Annotated in this window: 19 protein-coding genes and 1 pseudogene; 10 read left to right on the forward strand and 10 right to left on the reverse strand. The window is 71.7% G+C overall.

Features of this window, described 5'->3' with window-relative positions:
• The first annotated feature begins 23 nt into the window (after window positions 1-23).
• On the forward strand, window positions 24-587 hold the full coding sequence (locus OG738_RS15430; RefSeq protein ID WP_329054610.1) for an ArsR/SmtB family transcription factor: 564 nt from the start codon (window positions 24-26) through the stop codon (window positions 585-587).
• A complete protein-coding gene (locus OG738_RS15435; protein ID WP_329054611.1) occupies window positions 584-1,837 on the forward strand; it encodes an MFS transporter in 1,254 nt (417 codons plus the stop codon). The genes OG738_RS15430 and OG738_RS15435 overlap by 4 nt, the downstream gene beginning before the upstream one ends.
• On the opposite strand, the gene moeA is transcribed toward OG738_RS15435, so the two are convergent.
• On the reverse strand, window positions 1,791-2,984 hold the full coding sequence (gene moeA / locus OG738_RS15440) for a molybdopterin molybdotransferase MoeA (protein ID WP_329054613.1): 1,194 nt from the start codon (window positions 2,982-2,984) through the stop codon (window positions 1,791-1,793). The two genes, OG738_RS15435 and moeA, sit on opposite strands and share 47 nt — an antisense overlap.
• A 74-nt stretch (window positions 2,985-3,058) precedes the next feature.
• Between moeA and OG738_RS15445 the strand changes: the two genes are divergently transcribed.
• The 5 genes from OG738_RS15445 to groL all read left to right on the forward strand — a co-directional run bounded on the left by OG738_RS15445 (window position 3,059) and on the right by groL (window position 8,055).
• A complete protein-coding gene (locus tag OG738_RS15445; protein ID WP_329054615.1) occupies window positions 3,059-3,736 on the forward strand; it encodes a TIGR00266 family protein in 678 nt (225 codons plus the stop codon).
• Window positions 3,736-4,359 carry an AIM24 family protein gene (locus OG738_RS15450; RefSeq protein WP_329054616.1) on the forward strand — a complete coding sequence of 208 codons (624 nt, stop codon included), beginning with the start codon at window positions 3,736-3,738 and terminating at the stop codon, window positions 4,357-4,359. The genes OG738_RS15445 and OG738_RS15450 overlap by 1 nt, the downstream gene beginning before the upstream one ends.
• A gap of 112 nt (window positions 4,360-4,471) precedes the next feature.
• Window positions 4,472-4,678, forward strand: a complete 207-nt coding sequence (locus tag OG738_RS15455; protein ID WP_329054617.1) for a cold-shock protein — start codon at window positions 4,472-4,474, stop codon at window positions 4,676-4,678.
• A gap of 66 nt (window positions 4,679-4,744) precedes the next feature.
• Window positions 4,745-6,196, forward strand: coding sequence for a serine/threonine-protein kinase (locus tag OG738_RS15460; protein WP_329054618.1), 1,452 nt, complete (start codon window positions 4,745-4,747; stop codon window positions 6,194-6,196).
• Between the two features lie 230 nt (window positions 6,197-6,426).
• Window positions 6,427-8,055: a chaperonin GroEL gene (groL, locus tag OG738_RS15465; protein WP_155540626.1), complete on the forward strand. Its 1,629-nt coding sequence runs from the start codon at window positions 6,427-6,429 to the stop codon at window positions 8,053-8,055.
• Window positions 8,056-8,107: 52 nt separating this feature from the next.
• On the opposite strand, the gene OG738_RS15470 is transcribed toward groL, so the two are convergent.
• Together OG738_RS15470 and OG738_RS15475 are read right to left on the reverse strand one after the other, a co-directional pair.
• The gene (locus tag OG738_RS15470; RefSeq protein ID WP_329054621.1) at window positions 8,108-8,431 is read right to left on the reverse strand and encodes a hypothetical protein; all 324 of its coding nucleotides are present in this window, start codon (window positions 8,429-8,431) and stop codon (window positions 8,108-8,110) included.
• Window positions 8,432-8,631: 200 nt separating this feature from the next.
• Entirely contained in the window at window positions 8,632-8,850 is a 219-nt protein-coding gene (locus OG738_RS15475; protein ID WP_329054623.1) for a PspC domain-containing protein, read from the reverse strand.
• 270 nt (window positions 8,851-9,120) lie between these two features.
• Between OG738_RS15475 and OG738_RS15480 the strand changes: the two genes are divergently transcribed.
• Entirely contained in the window at window positions 9,121-9,438 is a 318-nt protein-coding gene (locus OG738_RS15480; RefSeq protein ID WP_329054624.1) for a DNA polymerase beta superfamily protein, read from the forward strand.
• A gap of 15 nt (window positions 9,439-9,453) precedes the next feature.
• Here OG738_RS15480 and OG738_RS15485 read toward each other — a convergent pair whose 3' ends face one another.
• On the reverse strand, window positions 9,454-10,383 hold the full coding sequence (locus OG738_RS15485) for an o-succinylbenzoate synthase (RefSeq protein WP_329054625.1): 930 nt from the start codon (window positions 10,381-10,383) through the stop codon (window positions 9,454-9,456).
• Window positions 10,384-10,455: 72 nt separating this feature from the next.
• Here OG738_RS15485 and OG738_RS15490 point away from each other — a divergent pair, with 72 nt between their 5' ends.
• Complete coding sequence (locus OG738_RS15490) at window positions 10,456-13,251, forward strand: AfsR/SARP family transcriptional regulator (RefSeq protein WP_329054626.1); 2,796 nt, start codon at window positions 10,456-10,458, stop codon at window positions 13,249-13,251.
• Window positions 13,252-13,365: 114 nt separating this feature from the next.
• On the opposite strand, the pseudogene OG738_RS15495 reads toward OG738_RS15490, so the two are convergent.
• From OG738_RS15495 to OG738_RS15510, 4 genes and pseudogenes are all read right to left on the reverse strand, one after another.
• Window positions 13,366-14,210 (reverse strand): annotated as a pseudogene (locus OG738_RS15495) (DUF72 domain-containing protein).
• Between the two features lie 257 nt (window positions 14,211-14,467).
• Window positions 14,468-15,229 carry a DUF4253 domain-containing protein gene (locus tag OG738_RS15500; protein WP_329054628.1) on the reverse strand — a complete coding sequence of 254 codons (762 nt, stop codon included), beginning with the start codon at window positions 15,227-15,229 and terminating at the stop codon, window positions 14,468-14,470.
• A gap of 166 nt (window positions 15,230-15,395) precedes the next feature.
• The gene (locus OG738_RS15505) at window positions 15,396-15,971 is read right to left on the reverse strand and encodes a TIGR03086 family metal-binding protein (RefSeq protein WP_329054630.1); all 576 of its coding nucleotides are present in this window, start codon (window positions 15,969-15,971) and stop codon (window positions 15,396-15,398) included.
• Window positions 15,971-17,617, reverse strand: coding sequence for a DNA repair helicase XPB (locus OG738_RS15510; protein WP_329054631.1), 1,647 nt, complete (start codon window positions 17,615-17,617; stop codon window positions 15,971-15,973). Before OG738_RS15510 ends, OG738_RS15505 begins: the two co-directional genes overlap by 1 nt.
• A 62-nt stretch (window positions 17,618-17,679) precedes the next feature.
• On the opposite strand from OG738_RS15510, the gene OG738_RS15515 reads away from it, so the two are divergent.
• Window positions 17,680-18,300 carry an LppU/SCO3897 family protein gene (locus OG738_RS15515; protein WP_329054632.1) on the forward strand — a complete coding sequence of 207 codons (621 nt, stop codon included), beginning with the start codon at window positions 17,680-17,682 and terminating at the stop codon, window positions 18,298-18,300.
• Here OG738_RS15515 and OG738_RS15520 read toward each other — a convergent pair.
• Together OG738_RS15520 and OG738_RS15525 are read right to left on the reverse strand one after the other, a co-directional pair.
• Window positions 18,297-18,761, reverse strand: a complete 465-nt coding sequence (locus OG738_RS15520) for an FAD-dependent monooxygenase (protein ID WP_329054634.1) — start codon at window positions 18,759-18,761, stop codon at window positions 18,297-18,299. The two genes, OG738_RS15515 and OG738_RS15520, sit on opposite strands and share 4 nt — an antisense overlap.
• A gap of 58 nt (window positions 18,762-18,819) precedes the next feature.
• Window positions 18,820-19,785 carry an ABC transporter substrate-binding protein gene (locus OG738_RS15525; RefSeq protein WP_329054636.1) on the reverse strand — a complete coding sequence of 322 codons (966 nt, stop codon included), beginning with the start codon at window positions 19,783-19,785 and terminating at the stop codon, window positions 18,820-18,822.
• Window positions 19,786-19,815: the final 30 nt, after the last annotated feature.

The following is a 19,815-nucleotide window of genomic DNA, read 5'->3' on the forward strand; positions in this document are numbered from 1 at the left end:
TTGTACAATTACTCTTGTGCGTCATGAGCGAGAAGGACATCCGGGATATCCGGGACTCCAAGGTGCTGGCCGCGGTGTCGCACCCGCTGCGGCGCCGGTTGATGGAACTGCTCCACCTCGACGGCCCGGCGACGGCGTCGATGCTGGCGGGCAAGACCGACCAGGCGGTCGGCAACATCAGTCACCACATGAAGGTGCTGGCCGCGGCCGAGCTGGTCGAGGAGGCCCCCGAGCTGGCCCGTGACCAGCGGGAACGCTGGTGGAAGCGCAGCGTGAAGACCCTGCGGTGGGCGTCCGCGGACTTTCCCGACGACCCGATCGCCGAGGCCGCCGAGGTGCTGACCCTCGACCACCAGACGGCGATCGCGCGCGAATGGATCGCCACCCGGGAGACCTACCCGCCGCAGTGGCGTGGCGTCGCGTTCAGCACGGACACCTGGATGCGCCTGTCCGCCGCCGAACTGGAAGAGCTGAACGAACGGGTCCTGCTCCTGCTGGCCGACTTCGAGAACCGCGCCGAACCCGGTGACGGCGTCGAGCGGCACGCGGTCTTCTTCGCCGCGCGGGCTTCGCTGGGCAAGCCGTGAAGGGGCTCTGGGGGAACAGGGACTTCCGGCTGCTCTGGACCGGCGAGACCGCGAGCATGCTCGGCAGCATGGTCGCGGGCACGGCGTTGCCGCTGGTCGCGGTGGTCACGCTGCAGGCGAGCACCTTCGACGTCGCGCTGCTGACAGCGGTCGCGTGGCTGCCGTGGCTGGTCGTCGGCCTGCCCGCCGGCGCGTGGGTCGACCGGCTGCCCAAGCGGCCGGTGATGCTGGCCTGCAACACGGTGTCGATGGCGGTGTTCGGCAGTGTCCCGCTCGCGGCCGCGTTCGGGGCGCTGACGATGCCGTTGCTGCTGGCCGCCGCTCTGCTCGGCGGCGTCGCGAAGGTGTTCTTCACCCTCGCCTACCGGGCTTACCTGCCCGCCCTGCTCGGCACGGACGACCTCCTGGAAGCCAACGCGAAGCTGCAGGGCAGCGAGTCCGCGACCCAGGTCGGCGGGCCCGGCCTGGCCGGGCTGCTGGCCCAGGCGTTCGGCCCGGTCAGCGGCATCCTCGCCGACGCGGTCAGCTTCGGCTTCTCCGTGCTGTGCGTGCGGGCGATCCGGGTGCGCGAAACCGTGGCCGTCGCGCCGCGGACACCGTTGCGCAGCCAGATCGGCGAAGGCCTGCGGTTCGTCGTGGGCGACCGGTACCTGCGGTCGCTGATGGTGTTCGGCGCGGTGTCGAACCTCGCGCTGACCGGCTACAGCTCCATCCAGATCGTCTTCCTGTCGCGCACGCTCGGCGCCGCGCCCGGCCTGGTCGGCCTGGTGCTCTCGCTCGCCGCGGCCGGCGGGATCCTCGGCGCGGCGCTGGCCGGACGGCTCGGCGCGCGCTTCGGCACCGCCCGCGCGTTCCTGCTGTGCGAGGTCGCCGCGGCGCCGATGATGGTGCTCGGGCCGCTGAGCGGGCCGGGCTGGCGGCTGTCGCTGTTCGTCCTCGGCGTGTTCGGCGTCTGCGCGGGTGTCGTCGCCTCGAACGTGCTGACCACGACGTTCCGGCAGAGCTACTGCCCGCCGGAGCTGTTCAGCCGGATCACCTCGAGCGCGTCGCTCACCGCCTACGGCACGATCCCGCTGGCCGGGGTACTCGGCGGCGTGCTCGGCGAGGCGATCGGCGTCCGGGAGACGCTGTGGGTGGCCTCGGTCGTGCTGGTCGCCGCGCTGCCGATCCTCGCGCCCTTCCGGAAGCTGCGCGACTTCCCGGTCACAGCAGCAGGACGTCCACCTCGTCGCCAACCGCTGCCGACGTGACGTCTTCGGGCAGCACGATCAGGCAGTTGGCCTGGGTGAACGCCGCGAGCAGGTGCGAGCCAGGGCCGCCGCGCGGCCCGACGATCCCGGTGACCTCCCCGTCCGACGGCGTGAACACGCCCCGGCGGTACTGCCGCCGTCCGGCCGGGGAGGGCATCTCCTCGGTCAGCCGGGCCCGCACGTGCCGCCGGGAGACGTCGGCGTGGCCCAGCGCCGTCAGGATCGCCGGGCGGAGGAACGCCTCGAACGACACCAGGACGCTGACGGGGTTGCCGGGCAGGGTCACCACCGGCACGCCCTGCCAGCGCCCGCAGCCCTGCGGCCCGCCCGGCTGCATCGCGATCTTCGCGAACTCGACGCCCTGGCCGGTCAGCGCGTCCTTCACCACTTCGTACGCGCCCGCGCTGACCCCGCCGGAGGTGACCAGCAGATCGGCGTCGGCGAGCTTCGGCTCGATGACCTTGCGGAACTCCTCGACGTCGTCCACGACGCTGCGGACCACCTCGACCTCGCAGCCGAGCTCGCGGACCGCGGCGGCGAGCATCACGCTGTTGGACTCGTAGATCTGGCCGTGCCGCAGCGGGGCCGGCGCGTCGATCAGCTCGGTGCCGGTCGAGGCGATCAGCACCCGCAGCGGCCGGTGCACCCGGACCTCGGCGAGCCCGACGGCAGCCGCCAGGCCCAGCTGCGAGTGGCCCAGCACGGTCCCGGCGGACAGCGCGACGGTGCCTTCGAGGACGTCTTCGCCGGAGCGCCGGATGTGCGCGCCTTCCTTGGCGGGTGCGGAGATCGTCACGGTCTCGGTGCCACCGTCGGTGTCTTCGACCATCACGACGGCGTCCGCGCCGGGCGGCAGCGGGGCGCCGGTCATGATCCGGTGCGCGGTGCCGGCTTCGAGCGTCCCGACGTCGACGCGGCCCGCCGGGATGTCGTCGGCGACCGGCAGGGTCACCGGCACTTCGGCGACGTCGGCGGCCCGGACCGCGTAGCCGTCCATCGCGGAGTTGTCGAACGGGGGCAGAGAGACGCCGGCCCGCACGTCCTCGGCCAGGACGAGGCCGGCCGCGGCGGCGAGGGGCAGGGCGGTCGCGGGGGAGGTGCCGAGGAGCGCGGCAACCCGGTCGCGGTAGTCGTCGACGGAGATCACCGGACCATCCTCCACCCCCGGGAGGGGCGTGCAAGACTCTGCGTCGTTCGAAGGCACGCCACAGGGGAGCACGCATGCAGGTCGGAGTCCGTCAACAGCCCTCGTTCGCCGTCGCCCGGCTGATGCTGGCGCCCGGCGAGCCGTGCCAGGTGGAGTCCGGCGCGATGATGGCGACCAGCTACGGCGTGCAGGTCCAGTCGCAGGCGCAGGGCGGGATCATGAAGGGCCTCGGCCGCGCGTTCCTCTCCGGCGAGTCCTTCTTCATCTCCACCTTCACCGCGCCGCCCAACGGCGGCTGGGTCGACGTCGCGGCCAACCTCCCCGGCGACATCCAGGTGATCCCCCTCGACGGCCGGATCGGCTGGGCCGTCACCCGCGGCTGCTGGCTCGCGTCGTCGCACGGCGTGCAGACCGAGACCAAGTGGGGCGGGATGAAGAACCTGATGGGCGGCGAAGGCGGGTTCCTGACCCACGCCACCGGCCAGGGCCAGCTGCTCGTCGCCTGCTACGGCGCCGTCGAGACGATCACGTTGCAGCAGGGCGAGATGGTGACGATCGATACCGGGCACGTCGTCGCGTACGCCGACACCGTGCAGTACCAGATCCGGAAGGTCGCGACGGGCATCATCCAGTCCATGAAGAGCGGTGAGGGCCTCGTGTTCGACTTCGTCGGCCCCGGCCAGGTCATGACGCAGACGCGCAACCCGTCGGCGCTGGTCAGCTGGCTCGTCTCGCACGTCCCGTCCCGCTGATGCGCGTCCAGACCCGGCACACCCCCGGCTTCGGCGTCGCCCGCGTCCTGCTCGACCCGGGCGAGTCCGTGCAGGCCGCGCCCGAGACGCTGCTCGCGAGCCGCTTCGGCGTCACCGAGGCGGCGTCGGCCCGCGGCGGGGTCCGCGCGGGCAAGTCCACGACGGCCGTCTACACCGCGCCGTCGGACGGCGGCTGGATCGACTTCGCGCCGCTGCGCCCCGGCGACGTCTACCCGCTGGAGCTGGGCGGCGGCACGGGCTGGTCGGTGCACCGCGAGGCCGTGCTCGTGCGGCCTTCGACCGCCCGGCACGACCCGAACTGGACGCCGTTGCAGCAGCTCTTCGGCGCCGACTCCGGGTTCCTCGAGCACTACAGCGGAACCGGGCCGCTCGTGCTGGCCGCGCCCGGCCCGGTGGACGCGTTCGAGCTGGGGCCGGCCGAGCTGGTCACCGTCCGGCCGGACTACCTGCTGGCCTACCCCGACTCCGTGCAGTGCCGGCTGCGGGCACTCGATCCCGGCGGGCCGCAGTCGGTGCGCACGGGCGAAGGGCTCGCGGTCGACTTCGCGGGGCCCGGGACGGTGCTCGTGCAAGCGCGCAACCGCCGCCTTTCCCGCTCGTGATCTTCGGACGAATTGCCCATTGCCGAGGGGAATAATTCCGGTAGCGTGATTGGCACTTCCGCCGCTGGCATCCGCTCGGGCCAGCGGATCCTTTGTGCTGAGGGAGGGCGCCGTGGCTGTCGGCACCGTCAAATGGTTCAACTCGGAAAAGGGCTACGGGTTCATCGAATCCACCGACGGTCCGGACGTGTTCGTCCACTATTCGGCCATTCAGGCCGAAGGATTCCGCACTTTGGACGAGGGTGACCGCGTCGAGTTCGAAGTCCAGTCCGGGCGTGACGGGCGGAGTCAGGCGGCGGACGTCCGCAAGGTGTCGTAACCACCGCGATCACCCGATTGGCGAACCCCCGGCAGCCTCGGAACCTGGGACGTTAGGCTGCCGGGCGTGACAGGCGATGTGTCGGGGGACCTCACCGGTCGCCGGCTGGGCAACTACCGCATCGACGGGGTGCTCGGCAAAGGCGGCATGAGCGTGACCTACAAGGCCACGGACGTGCGCCTGGGCCGCAAGGTGGCCCTGAAGGTCATCGGGGACCACCTCGGGACCGACGCCGAGTTCCGCGAGCGGTTCGTCGACGAGGCGCGCAACACGTCGGCGATCGACCACGCCAACGTCGTGCCGCTGTACGACTTCGGCGAGCTCGACGGCATGCTCTACATCGCCATGCGGATGGTCGACGGCGGCGATCTCGCCGGCCTGATCGCCGGCGGCCCGATCGCGCCCGCGCGCACCCTGACCATGCTCGACCAGGTCGCGGACGCCCTCGACACGCTGCACAACCGTGGTCTGGTCCACCTCGACGTCAAGCCGGCCAACGTGCTCGTGACGAAGAAGGAGACGTCGCGCGAGCACGTGTACGTCGCCGACTTCGGGCTGACCCGCCGCGGCGCGACGGGGCACCGGACGCGCGGCGGCGACTTCCTCGGCTCGCCGACGTACGCGGCGCCCGAGCACCTGCGCGGCGAGCCGCTGGACGGGCGCACCGACCAGTACGCGCTGACGTGCGTCCTCTACGCGTGCTTGACGGGGAGCCCGCCGTTCAAGGGCGACGTGCCGACGGTGATCAAGGGGCACCTCAACGGCGAGCCGCCGGCGATCTCCCGCGCCGTCGCGCTGCCGCCGGCCATCGACGAGGTCATCCGGCGCGGCATGGCCAAGAACCCGGCCGACCGCTACCCCAGCTGCGTCGAAATGATCGCCGCCGCCCGCCGCGCGCTCGGTGCCCAGGCGGCGTCGGACACCCCACCGGGTCCTCCCGGGTCCAATTCGGGGGGAATTCCCGCGCTGCAGCGCCTTGGTCAGGTACAACAGGGGCCGCACCAGAACAGCGCACCGCAGGGAGAGGGGGTCCCCGTGCACCCGTACGGAGGACAGCAGCAGCCCGGCTACGGCCCGGGGCCGCAGGGTCCGCAGGGCCCGCCGCCCCAGGGCCCGCCGCCTGGCTACGGCTACCCCCAGCAGGGCCCGCCGCCCGGGATGCCGCCGCAGGGCCCGCCGCCCGGCTACGGCTACCCGCCTCAGCAGGGCCTGCCCCCGCAGGGCTACGGCCAGGACCCGATGCGGCTGCGCCCGCCGATGCCCGCGGGCGGCGCGGGCGCGTTCCACCAGCCGAAGAGCGGCGGCGGCGCGAAGTGGGTGTTCATCATCCTCGGCGTCCTCGTCCTGGCGGGCCTGGTCGTGGGCGCGATCTTCCTGTTCGGCGACAGCGGCGGCAGCGGTGGCGGCGGCACGACGACGGCCCCGAACATCCCGGTCGGCCCCGGCGGCTCGCAGAGCACCCCGACGTCGTCGCTCAAGACCCCGCCGACGTCGATCTCCATCAAGCCGGGCAACTGAATCCGTGCGGCGCTGAGCTGGCCTTCTTGCACTCTCCCCCCGAGAGTGCTAAACACGGACTTGGCACTCGACGCCGTCGAGTGCCAAAGGTCGGGACGGTGAGGCTGGCCCCCACCCGGGTCCAGTCGTCCGTCGCGGGCACCGAGCCTGGCCGAGGAAAGAGTCCTGCTGCCGCCGCTGCAAGAACCACAGCGCGGCGGCTGCGCCCAATACCGGAGGACCACACCGCAATGGCCAAACTGATCGCGTTCGACGAGGACGCCCGCCGCGGTCTCGAGCGTGGCTTGAACATCCTCGCCGAAGCCGTCAAGGTGACCCTCGGCCCGCGGGGCCGGAACGTCGTGCTCGAAAAGAAGTGGGGCGCGCCGACCATCACCAACGACGGCGTTTCCATCGCCAAGGAGATCGAGCTCGAAGACCCGTGGGAGAAGATCGGGGCCGAGCTCGTCAAGGAAGTTGCCAAGAAGACCGACGACGTCGCGGGTGACGGCACCACCACCGCCACCGTGCTCGCCCAGGCCCTGGTCAAGGAAGGCCTGCGCAACGTCGCGGCCGGCGCCGACCCGATCAGCCTGAAGCGCGGCATCGAGGCGGCCGTCGAGGCCATCACCGAGCAGCTGCACAAGGCCGCCGTCCAGATCGAGACCAAGGAGCAGATCGCTGCTACCGCCTCGATCTCGGCCGCTGACCGCACCATCGGCGAGCTGATCGCCGAGGCGCTGGACAAGGTCGGCAAGGAAGGCGTCGTCACCGTCGAGGAGAGCAACACCTTCGGCCTCGAGCTCGAGCTCACCGAGGGCATGCGCTTCGACAAGGGCTACATCTCGGGTTACTTCGTGACCGACCCGGAGCGTCAGGAAGCCGAGCTGGAGGACCCCTACATCCTCCTCTTCGGTTCCAAGATCTCCACCGTCAAGGACGTCCTGCCGCTGCTGGAGAAGGTCATCCAGTCCGGCAAGCCGCTGCTGATCATCGCCGAGGACGTCGAGGGCGAGGCCCTGGCCACCCTCATCGTCAACAAGATGCGCGGCACCTTCAAGTCCGTGGCCGTCAAGGCGCCGGGCTTCGGTGACCGCCGCAAGGCGATCCTGCAGGACATCGCGATCCTGACCGGTGGCCAGGTCATCTCCGAGGACGTCGGCCTCAAGCTGGAGAACGCGGACCTGTCCCTGCTGGGCAAGGCCCGCAAGGCCGTCATCACCAAGGACGAGACGACCATCGTCGAGGGTGCGGGCGACGCCGACCAGATCCAGGGTCGCGTCAACCAGATCCGCGCCGAGATCGACAACTCGGACTCGGACTACGACCGCGAGAAGCTGCAGGAGCGGCTCGCGAAGCTGGCCGGCGGCGTGGCCGTCATCAAGGCCGGCGCCGCGACCGAGGTCGAGCTCAAGGAGCGCAAGCACCGCATCGAGGACGCGGTGCGCAACGCGAAGGCTGCCGTGGAAGAGGGCATCGTCGCCGGTGGTGGCGTGGCCCTGATCCAGGCCGCCGAGGCCGCGTTCGCGGGCCTGAAGCTCGAGGGCGACGAGGCCACTGGCGCCAACATCGTCAAGGTGGCCGTCGAGGCCCCGCTCAAGCAGATCGCGATCAACGCCGGCCTCGAGGGCGGCGTCGTGGTGGAGAAGGTCAAGGGCCTGCCGCAGGGTCACGGCCTCAACGCCGCCACGGGTGTCTACGAGGACCTGCTCGCCGCCGGCGTGCCGGACCCGACGAAGGTCACCCGCTCCGCGCTGCAGAACGCCGCGTCCATCGCGGCGCTGTTCCTGACCACCGAGGCCGTCGTGGCGGACAAGCCGGAGAAGGCTTCGGCCGCTCCCGCCGACCCGTCCGGTGGCATGGGTGGCATGGACTTCTGAGTCCGGTCGCTTGACTGGAAAGCCCGGTCCGCTTCGGCGGGCCGGGCTTTTCTCATGGCTTGGTGAAGAACCAGACGGCGTACGCGCCGAGGATGACGACGCCGAGCGCGAGCACGCCGAGGCCACCGAGCCAGGCGGTGCTCGCTTCTTCCGCCTCCATCGCGACCACGATGGCGCCGATCCCGGTGAGCAGGATCCAGATCGCGAGCGCGGCGGCGGCGTAGAGCACGGTCTTGGTGACGGTCGTGCTGCCGGTGTCGTGGACGGCGAGCGCGACGAAGGCGGAGAAGGCGGTCAGCCCCAGCCCGGCGATCAGGTAGAGCCCGCCCAGGATCCCGACGACGATCTTGGCGGCCCGTCCGCTCCCTTGATCCACGACCGCGAACCCTAACCCCTCGTCCGGGGTGCACGTCGAGCTTTTTGGGCTGGTCGGCCTACGGTGCTGCGCCGAACGGCCCGGACGTCCCCTTGGCGTCCGGGCCGTTCATCGTGCCGCGTCCCCCGACGGCGGCGTTCCCCCGGCCCTCTGTGTCCGGCGGGCCCCGGCTCCCCCTGCGAGCCGGCGCCCGCCCGGTGTCAGGAGTCCTCTTCCGGCGTCAGGATCGCGGCGGCGACGTAGACCGGGATGGCGATGCCGACGGAAAGGAAGACGGCGGCGACCATGCCGATGCGCAGCACGCTGGCGTCGATGCCGAGGTAAGTGGCCCAGCCACCGCAGACACCGGTGAGCATCTTGTCGCTCGTGCTGCGTCGGAGCTTCTTGGTGGTTTCCGGGGTGTACACGCTGTTCGTCATGCGGCAATGTTCGCTCGCCGGGGCCCTGGCCCACATCGGGAACGGCCCGGACCCCGACCCTGAACTTGCCCTCGGGGAAAACCGGAAGCTCCCGGGGGTGGCCGCCCGCTGCCGCGAGTTGTCCCCAGGCGGGCCGTGATGTGGACAGATCGCTGCCGCGGGCCCGATTTTCCGGCTTCCGTCGGTGGCCGCCGATACGATGGACTCGGGGCAGCCCCCCTGGGAGCGGCGGGGGACGTTTGGTCCCGTGGCGGCGGGATCCTCGCAGCAGTGGCCACGAGTCCGCCCCCGGCTAGCTCAAACCCACGTTCTCTCCACCCCGGCGATCTCGACCTCATCGTCTACTCGCTGCGCGAGTGGATGCGGCTCGCCCTCACCGGGAACCCGACCGTCCTGCTGCCGCTGTTCGTGGCCGGTCACGAGATCGTGCGGATCACCGAGCTCGGCCACGAGCTGCGTGCGAACGCCACGAAGATCGTGTCGCGGCAGGCCGGCCTGCGGTTCGCCGGCTACCTGCGGACGCTGGTTCGGGGTGGCTCGTGCGGGCCTACCGCGCGGCCTGAGGTCGTGAGTGTGGAACAGGGTTAGAACCCGGTTCCACACTCACGACAACCCGCGCACCCGCTCGAGCCGGGCTTCCCACGCGGCTCGCACCTCGGCCGACGCCGCATACGCGTCCGTCGGTTCCGGCGCCTGTCGCGGCACCGGCAGGTAACCGTCCACAGGGGACAGTGGTGACGTGCAAACATCACCTTCCAGCAACGAAATCGTCCCCAGTCCACACGCGAACTCCAACGAAGGCAGCGCGCCCGCCAACGCCAGTCCCGCCGCCAGGCCGACGCTCGTCTCCACCGCCGACGACACCACGCACGGCAGCCCGCACGCCTCCGCGACCTCCAGCGCCCGGCGCACGCCACCCAGGGGGGCCACCTTCAGCACCGCGATGTCCGCCGCCCCCGCGACCGCCACCTTCAGCGGGTCCTCGGCTCGGCGGATCGACTCGTCGGCGGCGATGCGGACCGGGACGCGACGGCGGACCGCCGCCAGGTCCTCGATCGTCGGGCACGGCTGCTCCGCGTACTCCAGGCCGCCCGCCGCCTTGTCGAGGTCGGTGATCGCGCGGACGGCCGTGTCGACGTCCCAAGCCATGTTCGCGTCGATGCGCACCGCGCCGGCCGAGCCGAGCGCGTCGCGGACCGCCGCCACCCGCTCGCAGTCGTCCGCCACCGAGGAGCGCGGGTCTGCCACCTTCACCTTCGCCGTCCGGCAGCCGGAGGCGCGGACCAGCTCGTGCGCCTTCTCCGGGCTGACGACCGGCACGGTCGTGTTCACCTCGACGCGGTCGCGGACCGGCGCCGGCCAGCCCGTCTCGCTCGCTTCGAGCGCCGAGCGCAGCCAGGGGACGCTCTCGGCGTCCGAGTAGTCGGCGAACGGGCAGAACTCGCCCCAGCCCGCCGGGCCGGGCAGCAGGACGCCTTCCCGGACCGTGATGCCGCGGAACCGGTTGCGCAGGGGGATCGCGTAGACCTTCATCACCGCCGATCATGCCATCCCCGACTTTGGCAAACGGGTGCCGAACAGCGCGTTTCCGGCCAGAATGACTTCGTGGTCCTCGACTTCCGCGTGCTGGGTCCGGCCGAGGTCACGGCAGACGGCCACCCGGTGCCACTCGGGGGCAGCCGGCCGTTGATCGTGCTGGCCGGGCTTCTGCTGCGCGCGAACCGCGTCGTGCCGGTCGACGAACTCGGCCGCTGGCTCTGGAACGACGATCGCCGCCGCTCCAAGGGCGCGCTCCAGACGTACGTGCTGCGCCTGCGCCGCGCCCTCGGCGACCAGGTCGCGATCCGCACCGAGAGCGGCGGCTACCTGATCGAGCTCGACGACGACCTGCTCGACCTCTCCCGGTTCCGCGCCCTCGCCACCCGGGGCAAGGCCGCGATGGACCGCGGCGAAAGCCGTCGGGCGGCCGCGCACTTCGCCGAAGCGCTCGGGCAGTGGCGCGGCCCGGCGCTGCTGAACGTCGAGTCGGACGCCCTGCACCGCGACGAGGTCGGCCAGCTGGCCGAAGAACGGCTGCGCGTCCGAGAGCAGTGGGCGGACGCTCTGCTCGACGTCGGCGAGTACGGCACCGTCATCCCCGAGCTGACCAGGTTGACCAGGGAAAACCCGCTGCGGGAGCGGCTGCACGAGCAGCTGATGACCGCGCTGTACCGGTCGGGCCGCCAGGCCGAGGCGCTCGACGTCTACCGCCGGATCAGCGGCGTGCTGGCCGAGGAGCTGGGGCTCGATCCCGGGCCGTCGCTGCAGCGCACCCGCCAGGCGATCCTCACCGGGACCGACGACCCGGCCCCGGTCCCGGGGCGCTACCGGCTCGGCGTCGAGCCGCAGGTGCCGCACCAGCTGCCCGCCGACCTGCGGGCCTTCTCCGGGCGCGACTGCGACCTGAAGGCGTTGCACGCGCTGCTGCCGGAAGCCATCGACGCCGACACGTCGACGCCGATCGCGTCCGTCGAAGGCATGGGCGGCATCGGCAAGACGACGCTGGCCGTCCACTTCGCGCACGAGATCGCCGACCGGTTCCCCGGCGGGCAGGTCTACCTCAACCTGCGCGGCTACGGGCCGGGCGAGCCGGTCGAGCCGTCGGCGGCGCTGGAGGCGATGCTGACCGCGCTCGGCGTGCCGTGCGAGGCGATCCCGGACGACCTCGACGGCCGCGCGGCGAGCTGGCGGACGCACAGCGCGGGACGGCGGCTGCTCGTCCTGCTCGACAACGCCAACCGCACCGAGCAGGTGCGGCCACTGCTGCCGGGGCCGGGCTGCCTGGTCGTGATCACGAGCCGCTGGCAGCTGCGGACGCTGGTCGCGACGCACGGCGCGCGGCGGATCGCGCTGGAGGAGCTCGGCGAGGAGGACGCCGTCGAGCTGCTCGCGTCGTCGATCGGCCTCGATCGCGTCGCGCGCGATCCCGCCGCGACCGAGCGGTTCGTGCGCTACTGCGGCGGCCTGCCGCTGGCGATCCGGATCCTCGCGGTGCGGGCCGCGCAGTTCCCGGACCTGCCGCTCGACGAGTTCGTCGACTCGCTCGAGGCCGACCTGCTCGGCTCGTTCGACCTCGCCGACGGCGAAGGGACGAACATCCGCTCGGTGTTTTCGTACTCCTACCAGGCACTCGAGCCGGCGACGGCACGGCTGCTGCGGCTGCTCGGGCTGCCCACCGGCGTCGACTTCAGCGCACCGGCGGCGGCCGCGATCGCCGGTCTGGACCTCGCGACGACCCGGCCGATGCTCGAGACCCTGACCGCCGCGCACCTGCTCGCCCAGCCGCGCCCGGGCCGCTACCAGTTCCACGACCTCATCCGCGCGTACGCGGGCGAAGTCGCTTCGCAGGTCGACACGGCTTCGCAGCGCGACGCGGCTTTGGACCGGCTGCTGGACTGGTACCTGGCGTCGGCGCTGAACGCGTCACGCCGGATGCGGCCCGAGCGCTACTACCGGCTGCTGGAACTCGACGACCTCGACGGCGGTCTCGAGTTCTCCGGGTACCACGACGCGCTGGACTGGTTCGGCGAGGAAGCGGGCAACCTGATCGCCGCGGTCCACCTGGCGCGGCGCCGGCGTGACGACGTCTGCTGGAAGCTCGCGTGGCTGCTGCAAAGCTATTTCGTGACGAGCTCGCGGCTCGACGACTGGCGTTCGGTGTTCGCGGTGGCGCTCGAAGCGGCGCGGGCGAGCGGTCACCGGCCGGGCGAAGCGGGCATCCTCAGCGGACTCGGCGTGGTCAACGGCGTCGCGCGCCAATACGACGAGTCGCGCCGGTTCCTCGAGCAGGTGCTCGCGATCCAGCGTGAACTCGGCGCCCGCGAGGGCGAAGCGCGGGCGCAGTACAACCTGGCGATGGCGGCGCACAACCTCGACGACTACGCCTGGGCGTACGAGCACGGGATGCAGGCGCTGGAGATCGTCCGCGAGCTGGGGCTGGGCGCGTTCGAGGCGAGTGTGCTGCGGGCACTGGGCGACATCTGCACGTCGATGGGCGACCACGAGCAGGCGCTGCGGCTGGCCGACGCGGCGCTGGCGGTGCTGGGCCCGGACGGCGAGCCGGTGGACACGCGGTTCACGGTGCACACGCGCGGGCTGGCGCTGGTGGGTCTCGGCCGGGTGGCCGAGGGAATCGCGTGCATCCGCGACTCGGTCTCGATGTTCTTCGAGATGGGCGAGCAGTACGAGGCAGCGGACGTGCTGGCCCAGCTGGGGACGATCCACCTGCGGAACGGCGATCGGGCGCTGGCCCGGGAGTGCTGGGTGCGCTCGGTGCGGCTGCTGACGGAGCTGGGCCACCCGGACGCGGACGACGTCCGTGCGAAGCTGGCGGCTTTGGTGGGCCCGGGTTCGCCGGGCTGACGCGCGCGGTGGCGAGGGGCGCGTGGCGGACCGCCCGCGTGCCGACCCCCAGCGACAGCACGCAAGCCGGTCCGGCCCGCGTGCCCACTCAAGCCGATGGCGCTCACTGTCCACTCACTGTCTCGCCGACGGGGCCACGCCGAGCAGATCGGCGAGGGTCTCGGCGTTGCGGGTGCCTCGACCTTGACGTCGTTGTCGAAGTAGACGTGGACGTCACGCTTCCCGCTGTCGTGCCAGGCCCGGATCTTGTCGGCCCACCCGCGCAGGGCGCGGTCCGAATAGCCGCTGACGTACAGCTCCTCGTCGCCGTGGAGGCGGACGTAGGCGAAGTCCGCCGTCTGGTCCTCGAGGAACGGCCACTTGCCCGCGGTGTCGGCGACGACCAGGGCGATCCCGTGCTTTCGCAACAGCTCTTTCGCCGCGGGCTCGGCGAAGCTCGGGTGCCGGACCTCGAGCGCGTGCTGCAACCGCTTTCGCGGCCCGGCTTCGAGGTACGGGTCGCACTTCAGCTTGTCGTCGTGCTTCGTCGCGAGCTGGGCCGCCTCGGTGGTCGTGCGTGGGAGGAGGGCGAAGAAGCTCGCGAGCCGGTCGGGGTCGAACGTCAGCCTCGGCGGCAGTTGCCAGAGGAACGGGCCCAGCTTCGCGCCGAGGGCGAGGACGCCGGAGGCGTAGAAGTTCGCGAGCGCCGTCTCGACGTCACGGAGCTGCTTCATGTGCGTGATGAAGCGGCCGCCCTTCACCGCGAAGAGGAACCCGGCGGGCGTTTCGTCGAACCAGGCGCGGTAGCGCTCCGGGCGCTGCAAGGAGTAGAAGGAACCGTTGATCTCGACGGCGTTCATCCGCCGCGACAGGTACTCGAGTTCTCGGCGCTGGGCAAGGCCTTGCGGGTAGAACACCCCGCGCCACGGCGGGTAGCGCCATCCCGAAGTGCCGATGCGAATTTCGGCGATCGCTCTCACCGCCTTTCCGCGGTGGGTGATGCCCGCTCGCCGGTGCGGCCAAACGCGTTCGCGTCCGCGCCGTCCGGACGGGTGGACCGCCGGGCGGGACACGTGACCTGGTTTTGTGGACGCCCGTCTGAGGGGGCCTTTGCTGTGCTTGCTCATCGGGGCGTCCAGGAGGTGAGTGCTGCTGGTTCGAAAAGACTGTCCTCACCCGGACGGGCAGGCGACGGGATGACCACCCAGCTCTTTTGGGCTGCCCGCCCGGCCGGCTTCTATGCCCAGGAGAACCGCCAAACCCGCGACTGCACCAACCCCGACGCGTACTCCCGCAGATTTCCCGGCTGCCCCGTGAACGTCGGCAGGCTGAACGCCCGGTGCTCCGCCGCCACCGTCAACGCCCGCGCCTGGTTCCTCGGCGGCGCCGACACCGACAGCTCCAGCGTGTCGAAGCCCAGCACCACCAGCGTCGCGCCGAAGCGGTCTTCCCAGCTGCGCAACACCGCGGACAGCTCGGCCACCTGGTCCGTGCACTTGATCATGCCCGTCCAGCCCAGTAGGGCCGGGATGTCCGCCGGGCGCTCGGTCTGGACCAGGCCCAGGCGGTGCGGGGCGCGTGCCGAGAGGATCGAGCCGGTGTTGCCCGCCTCCGCCAACGGGTCCGACCGGCGGGGGCTGCGCTTCGCCAGGCCCGGGAACCGCGCGCCGAACGGGCGGAGGCACGCGCCGTCGCAGCAGGAGCCGTCCCACCAGCGGGACAACGCCCCTGCCACGTCGGCCGAAGCCACCCGGTGGCCCGCCGGGGCCAGGCGGCCGCGGTCGTCGATCCAGTCCTCGCCGTTCGCCGCGAAGCGCTGGTCGTGGGGGATCAGCACCGGCCACAGCCCCGACCGCTCGAACTCGGCCACGCAGCCGAGGTAGCGCTCGGGCCGGGTGAGCGGCAGGTCGGACACCCACAGCCGGCCGTGCCACGACCCCGGTGGCAGGGTCTGGACCGGCGGCGCGGGCGTACCGGGGCGGAGCGGTGCGATCGTCATGACGTCCCCTCGAACTTGTGTTCGGCTGGTGCATGTCGAACAGTAGTTCGAGGGTCTGACAATTTCCAGCGTCCGACCCGCTCATCCGTTCGAGTGAATCCGGAAAAGCGCAGGTCAGGACGCTGCGAGAAAGCAAAGTGGCGAAAGTTGCTCCTGTGACGATCCGCTAGGCCGAAGGGGTGCCCGGCCACGGGACCGTGCGGCCGGTGAACGCTGCCAGCCGGTCCAGGGGCGACGCGCCGGGCGCGACCGGCCGGGGCTCGGCGAACCGCCCGCCCCGCCGCTGCGAAGGCAGCTGAGCCCGCGTGAACGAGAGAGACCGCTCGGCGAGGTCGTCCGGCACGTCCGCCGGCACGCCGGTCGCCTGCGCGAGGTCCCAGGAGTGCGCGAGCAGGTCCGCGATCCGCCACCGCAGCCGTTCGGCGCCGGTCGTGGTGCCCACCGGCGTCGTCTGGACGCGTTCGAGGACCTCGGGAAGCGAAGCGGCCCCCCGAAGCGCCGCGGACGACCGGCGGAACGCCGCGGCGGGGTCGGCGCCGAGGTGGTCGACGTCGCGGCCGGGCGGCGGCGCGTCCGAGAACATCGCGGTGAGCACCAGGTCCATGCCGACGAGGTGGCCCGCCAGGTCCCGCACGGTCCACTCGTCGCACGGGGTCGGCGTCGTCCACTGCCCGGGCTCGACCCGGTCCAGCAGGTCACCGGTCGCGGCGGACGCCAGCGCGAGGTCGTCGAGCAGGGGCATCAGAGCGGCCGGCGCAGGTCGTCCGCGTCCACGATGTGGTACGCGTACCCCTGCTCCGCGAGGAACCGCTGCCGGTGCGCCGCGTACTCCGTGTCGACCGTGTCGCGCGAGACGATCGAGTAGAAGTGCGCCTGACGGCCGTCTCCCTTCGGGCGCAGCAGCCGTCCCAGCCGCTGGGCTTCCTCCTGCCGCGATCCGAACGTTCCCGAGACCTGGATCGCCACCGACGCCTCGGGCAGGTCGATCGAGAAGTTCGCGACCTTCGACACCACGAGCGTCCGGATCTCGCCGCGCCGGAACTTGTCGAACAGCTCTTCGCGCTCGTTGTTGCGGGTCGCGCCCTGGATCACCGGGGCGTCCAGCTCGTCGCCGAGCATCTCGAGCTGGTCGAGGTACGCGCCGATCACCAGGGTCGGCTCGCCCGCGTGACGCTCCACGATGGACTTGATCACCGGGGTCTTCGTCAACGCCGTCGCGGCCAGCTTGTAGCGCTCGTCGGCCTCGGCCGTCGCGTAGTCCAGGCGCTCCGCGTCCGTCAGCGTCACGCGGACCTCGGTGCACTCCGCCGGCGCGATCCAGCCCTGCGCCTCGATGTCGCGCCACGGGACGTCGTAGCGCTTCGGGCCGATCAGCGAGAAGACGTCGCCCTCGCGGCCGTCTTCGCGCACGAGCGTCGCGGTCAGGCCGAGGCGCCGCCGCGACTGCAGGTCCGCCGTCATCCGGAACACCGGCGCCGGCAGCAGGTGCACCTCGTCGTAGACGACCAGGCCCCAGTCGCGCGAGTCGAACAGCTCCAGGTGCCGGTACTCGCCCTTGGTCTTGCGCGTGATCACCTGGTACGTCGCGATGGTGACCGGCCGGATCTCCTTCTTCTCGCCGGAGTACTCGCCGATCTCCTCCTCGGTCAGCGACGTCCGCGCGATCAGCTCCCGCTTCCACTGCCGCCCGGCGACGGTGTTCGTCACCAGGATCAGCGTCGTGGCCTTCGCCTTCGCCATCGCCGCCGCGCCGACCAGCGTCTTCCCCGCGCCGCACGGCAGCACGACGACGCCGGAGCCGCCCGCCCAGAACGCCTCCGCCGCCTGGCGCTGGTAGTCGCGCAGGTGCCACTCCCGCTCGTCCAGGGCGATCGGGTGCGCCTCGCCGTCGACGTACCCGGCGAGGTCCTCGGCCGGCCAGCCGACCTTCAGCAGCGCCTGCTTCAGCCGCCCGCGCTCGGACGGGTGCACGATGACTGTGTCCTCGTCGATCCGGGCGCCGATCATCGGGCTGATCTTCTTGTTCCGGACGACCTCGGTCAGCACCGCGCGGTCGGTCGTCGACATGACGAGGCCGTGCGCCGGGTGGTTGGCGATCTGCAGCCTGCCGAACCGGCCCATCACGTCGACGACGTCGATCAGCAGCGGCTGGGGCACCGGGAAGCGCGAGTACGTCGTCAGCGCGTCGACGACTTGCTCGGCGTCGTGGCCGGCAGCGCGTGCGTTCCACAAGGCCAGTGGCGTGATCCGGTAGGTGTGGACGTGTTCCGGTGCCCGTTCGAGCTCGGCGAACGGCGCGATCGCGATCCGCGCGTCGTCGGCCTGGGGGTGGTCGACCTCCAGGAGCACGGTCTTGTCGGACTGGACGATCAGCGGGCCATCAGTCACAACTACTGTTATACGTGCCTCGCCGGTGGGACGAGGTGCCGAGGGGATCACTGGAGGGCACGTTGACCACACCACCGTTCGACGACAACCCGTTCCGGTCGCCGGACTACGCGACGGCGCCCCCGCCGATGCCGGGGGTGCCGGGCCGGCCGCCGATCCCGCACTGGTTCACGACGAAGGTGAAGATCACGCTCGCCGCGTGCGTCGTCCTGGCGCTGGCCCTGGGCTCGCTGGGCGCGCTGAGCATCCGCTGGATCGACCGCGCGGGGCCGCCCGGCGACGGCGACTGCCTGTACCTGACGCGCGAGAGCGGCGGCAAGCTCGCCTACCACCGCGTCGGCTGCGGGACCGACAGCGCGACCTACAAGGTCGACGACACCTACACCGGGGCCTTCCACTGCGGCTCCGGCGACTACGTGCGGTTCCAGATCACCGGGACCGGCTCGGCCGCCCGCACCCTCTGCCTGGCGCTGAACGTCAGCACCGGCGACTGCCTGCGCGACGTCGACGACCAGGCCACGATCGGCAAGGTGAGCTGCACCGACCCGGCGGCGAAAGAGCGCGCCGAGGTCATCACGGGCTACCGGGGCGACGACAGCTGCCCGGACGCCGACCAGGTGCTGAGCTACCCCGGGCCGCCGCGCCGGACCGTGTGCCTGGCGCCGCCGGGCGAGAACATCTAGCCGAACCACCGGGCCAGGTCCGCGGGGTCGCCGGCGTAGCCGTCCGGCCGGACGAGCAGCAGCCGGCCGCGGTACCCGGCGTCGGTGGTGGCCGCGCGGACGAAGCCGACCTGCCCGCGGAACCCCGGCGGCTCCGGGTGGTCGCCGAGGTCGAGCAGCAGCCCGCGGCCGTCGTGCAGCAGCGCCGAAAGCAGCACCCGCGGGTGGCGGGTCTGCCAGACGCGGTAGTCGAGCGGGACCGGCAGGCCGCCGAAGTGCCCGCTGGGGCCGTCCTGCGCCGGGCCGGTGTCCAGGCCGCGCAGGTCGAACAGCTCCGCGGTGCGGGGCTGGAGGCCGACCGGACGCGGGAGCCCCGGTCCTGCGCGGCGTTCGAGGACGGTCACCGACACCCCCGCCATGGCGAGTTCGGCGGCGGTCAGCAGGCCGGCCGGGCCGGCTCCGGCGATCAGGACGTCGGTCATCACGCACTCCTCAAGTAGACTGAGTGCAAAAGTAGACCAGGTGCAAGTTTGGCGACAGCTAATAACTGTTCTGGTCGGGGAGCAGGCTCTGCACGTCGAGGCGGTCGGCCAGCTGGCCGGAGTTGTGCATCAGGTCCGCGACGCGCTGCAGGCGGATGCCGTTGAGCGACGCCGGGTACGAGCCGAGCGAGATCAGCGCCGCCGTGGTCGGGTCGATGTCCGAAAACTTCGGCAGCGCGTCGCGGACGATGGCCGGGTCGGTCGCGCTCTGCTGGGCCGCGCCCAGTGCCGTGCGGAACGCCGCGAGCGTGCGGGGATTGGCCTGGGCGAACGGCTTGGCCGACGCGTACGCGGACAGCGGGAAGTCGAGCGTCGCGCCGCGGGCGCCGTCGGCGAGGATGTGGGCGCCGAGGTCCTTCTCGGCGCGGGTGATGTACGGCTCGATCATCAGGGCCGCGTCGGCGTCGCCCGCCTGCAGCGACTGCGGCATGCGGTCGAACGCCACCTGCTTGAACTTGATCTTCGCCACGTCCACGCCGGCCGTCCCGAGCACCGAGCGCGCGGCGAGCGCGCCGACGTCGTCGAGCATGTTCACCGCGATGTCGGGCGACTTCTTCGACGTCGGCACGGTGTAGTCCGACCCGGGCAGCGTGACCAGCGCCATCGTGTTGGGACCGGCCGTGTAGGCCTCGCCCTGCAACTGCAGGGCCGTCCCGGCGGCCGCGACGCGGAACAGCGCGATGTCGGAGGCGAAGGTGACGTCGAGGTCGCCGGCGGCCAGCTTCGCCAGCCCGTCGTCCCCGCCGAGCTCGACGAGCTGGACGTTCAGCCCCGCGGCACCGAACTTCCCGGCCGCGACGGCGATCCGCAGCGGGGCCGTGTCGATGGCGTTGCCCACACCGACGCGCAGGGTGGTCCGTTCCAATGGCGGCGGGGCGGCGGGCGCGCCGGAAGAGAACACGCTGCACCCGGCGGTCGCCAGAAGCGCCGCCACCAGCGGAATCGTCCTTCCGCGTCTGATCATGAACCTTCACCTACCGCGAGAATCTCGTTC

It is taken from the genome of Amycolatopsis sp. NBC_01488 (assembly GCF_036227105.1).
Lineage (GTDB): Bacteria > Actinomycetota > Actinomycetes > Mycobacteriales > Pseudonocardiaceae > Amycolatopsis.

Bases quoted from the DNA above. Each gene is read 5' to 3' on its own strand.
- OG738_RS15430 (WP_329054610.1), top strand. From the start codon at position 24: ATGAGCGAGAAGGACATCCGGGATATCCGGGACTCCAAGGTGCTGGCC.
- OG738_RS15445 (WP_329054615.1), top strand. From the start codon at position 3,059: ATGCAGGTCGGAGTCCGTCAACAGCCCTCGTTCGCCGTCGCCCGGCTG.
- OG738_RS15450 (WP_329054616.1), top strand. From the start codon at position 3,736: ATGCGCGTCCAGACCCGGCACACCCCCGGCTTCGGCGTCGCCCGCGTC.
- groL (WP_155540626.1), top strand. From the start codon at position 6,427: ATGGCCAAACTGATCGCGTTCGACGAGGACGCCCGCCGCGGTCTCGAG.
- OG738_RS15475 (WP_329054623.1), bottom strand. From the start codon at position 8,850: ATGACGAACAGCGTGTACACCCCGGAAACCACCAAGAAGCTCCGACGC.
- OG738_RS15485 (WP_329054625.1), bottom strand. From the start codon at position 10,383: ATGAAGGTCTACGCGATCCCCCTGCGCAACCGGTTCCGCGGCATCACG.
- OG738_RS15500 (WP_329054628.1), bottom strand. From the start codon at position 15,229: ATGACGATCGCACCGCTCCGCCCCGGTACGCCCGCGCCGCCGGTCCAG.
- OG738_RS15505 (WP_329054630.1), bottom strand. From the start codon at position 15,971: ATGCCCCTGCTCGACGACCTCGCGCTGGCGTCCGCCGCGACCGGTGAC.
- OG738_RS15520 (WP_329054634.1), bottom strand. From the start codon at position 18,761: ATGACCGACGTCCTGATCGCCGGAGCCGGCCCGGCCGGCCTGCTGACC.
- OG738_RS15525 (WP_329054636.1), bottom strand. From the start codon at position 19,785: ATGATCAGACGCGGAAGGACGATTCCGCTGGTGGCGGCGCTTCTGGCG.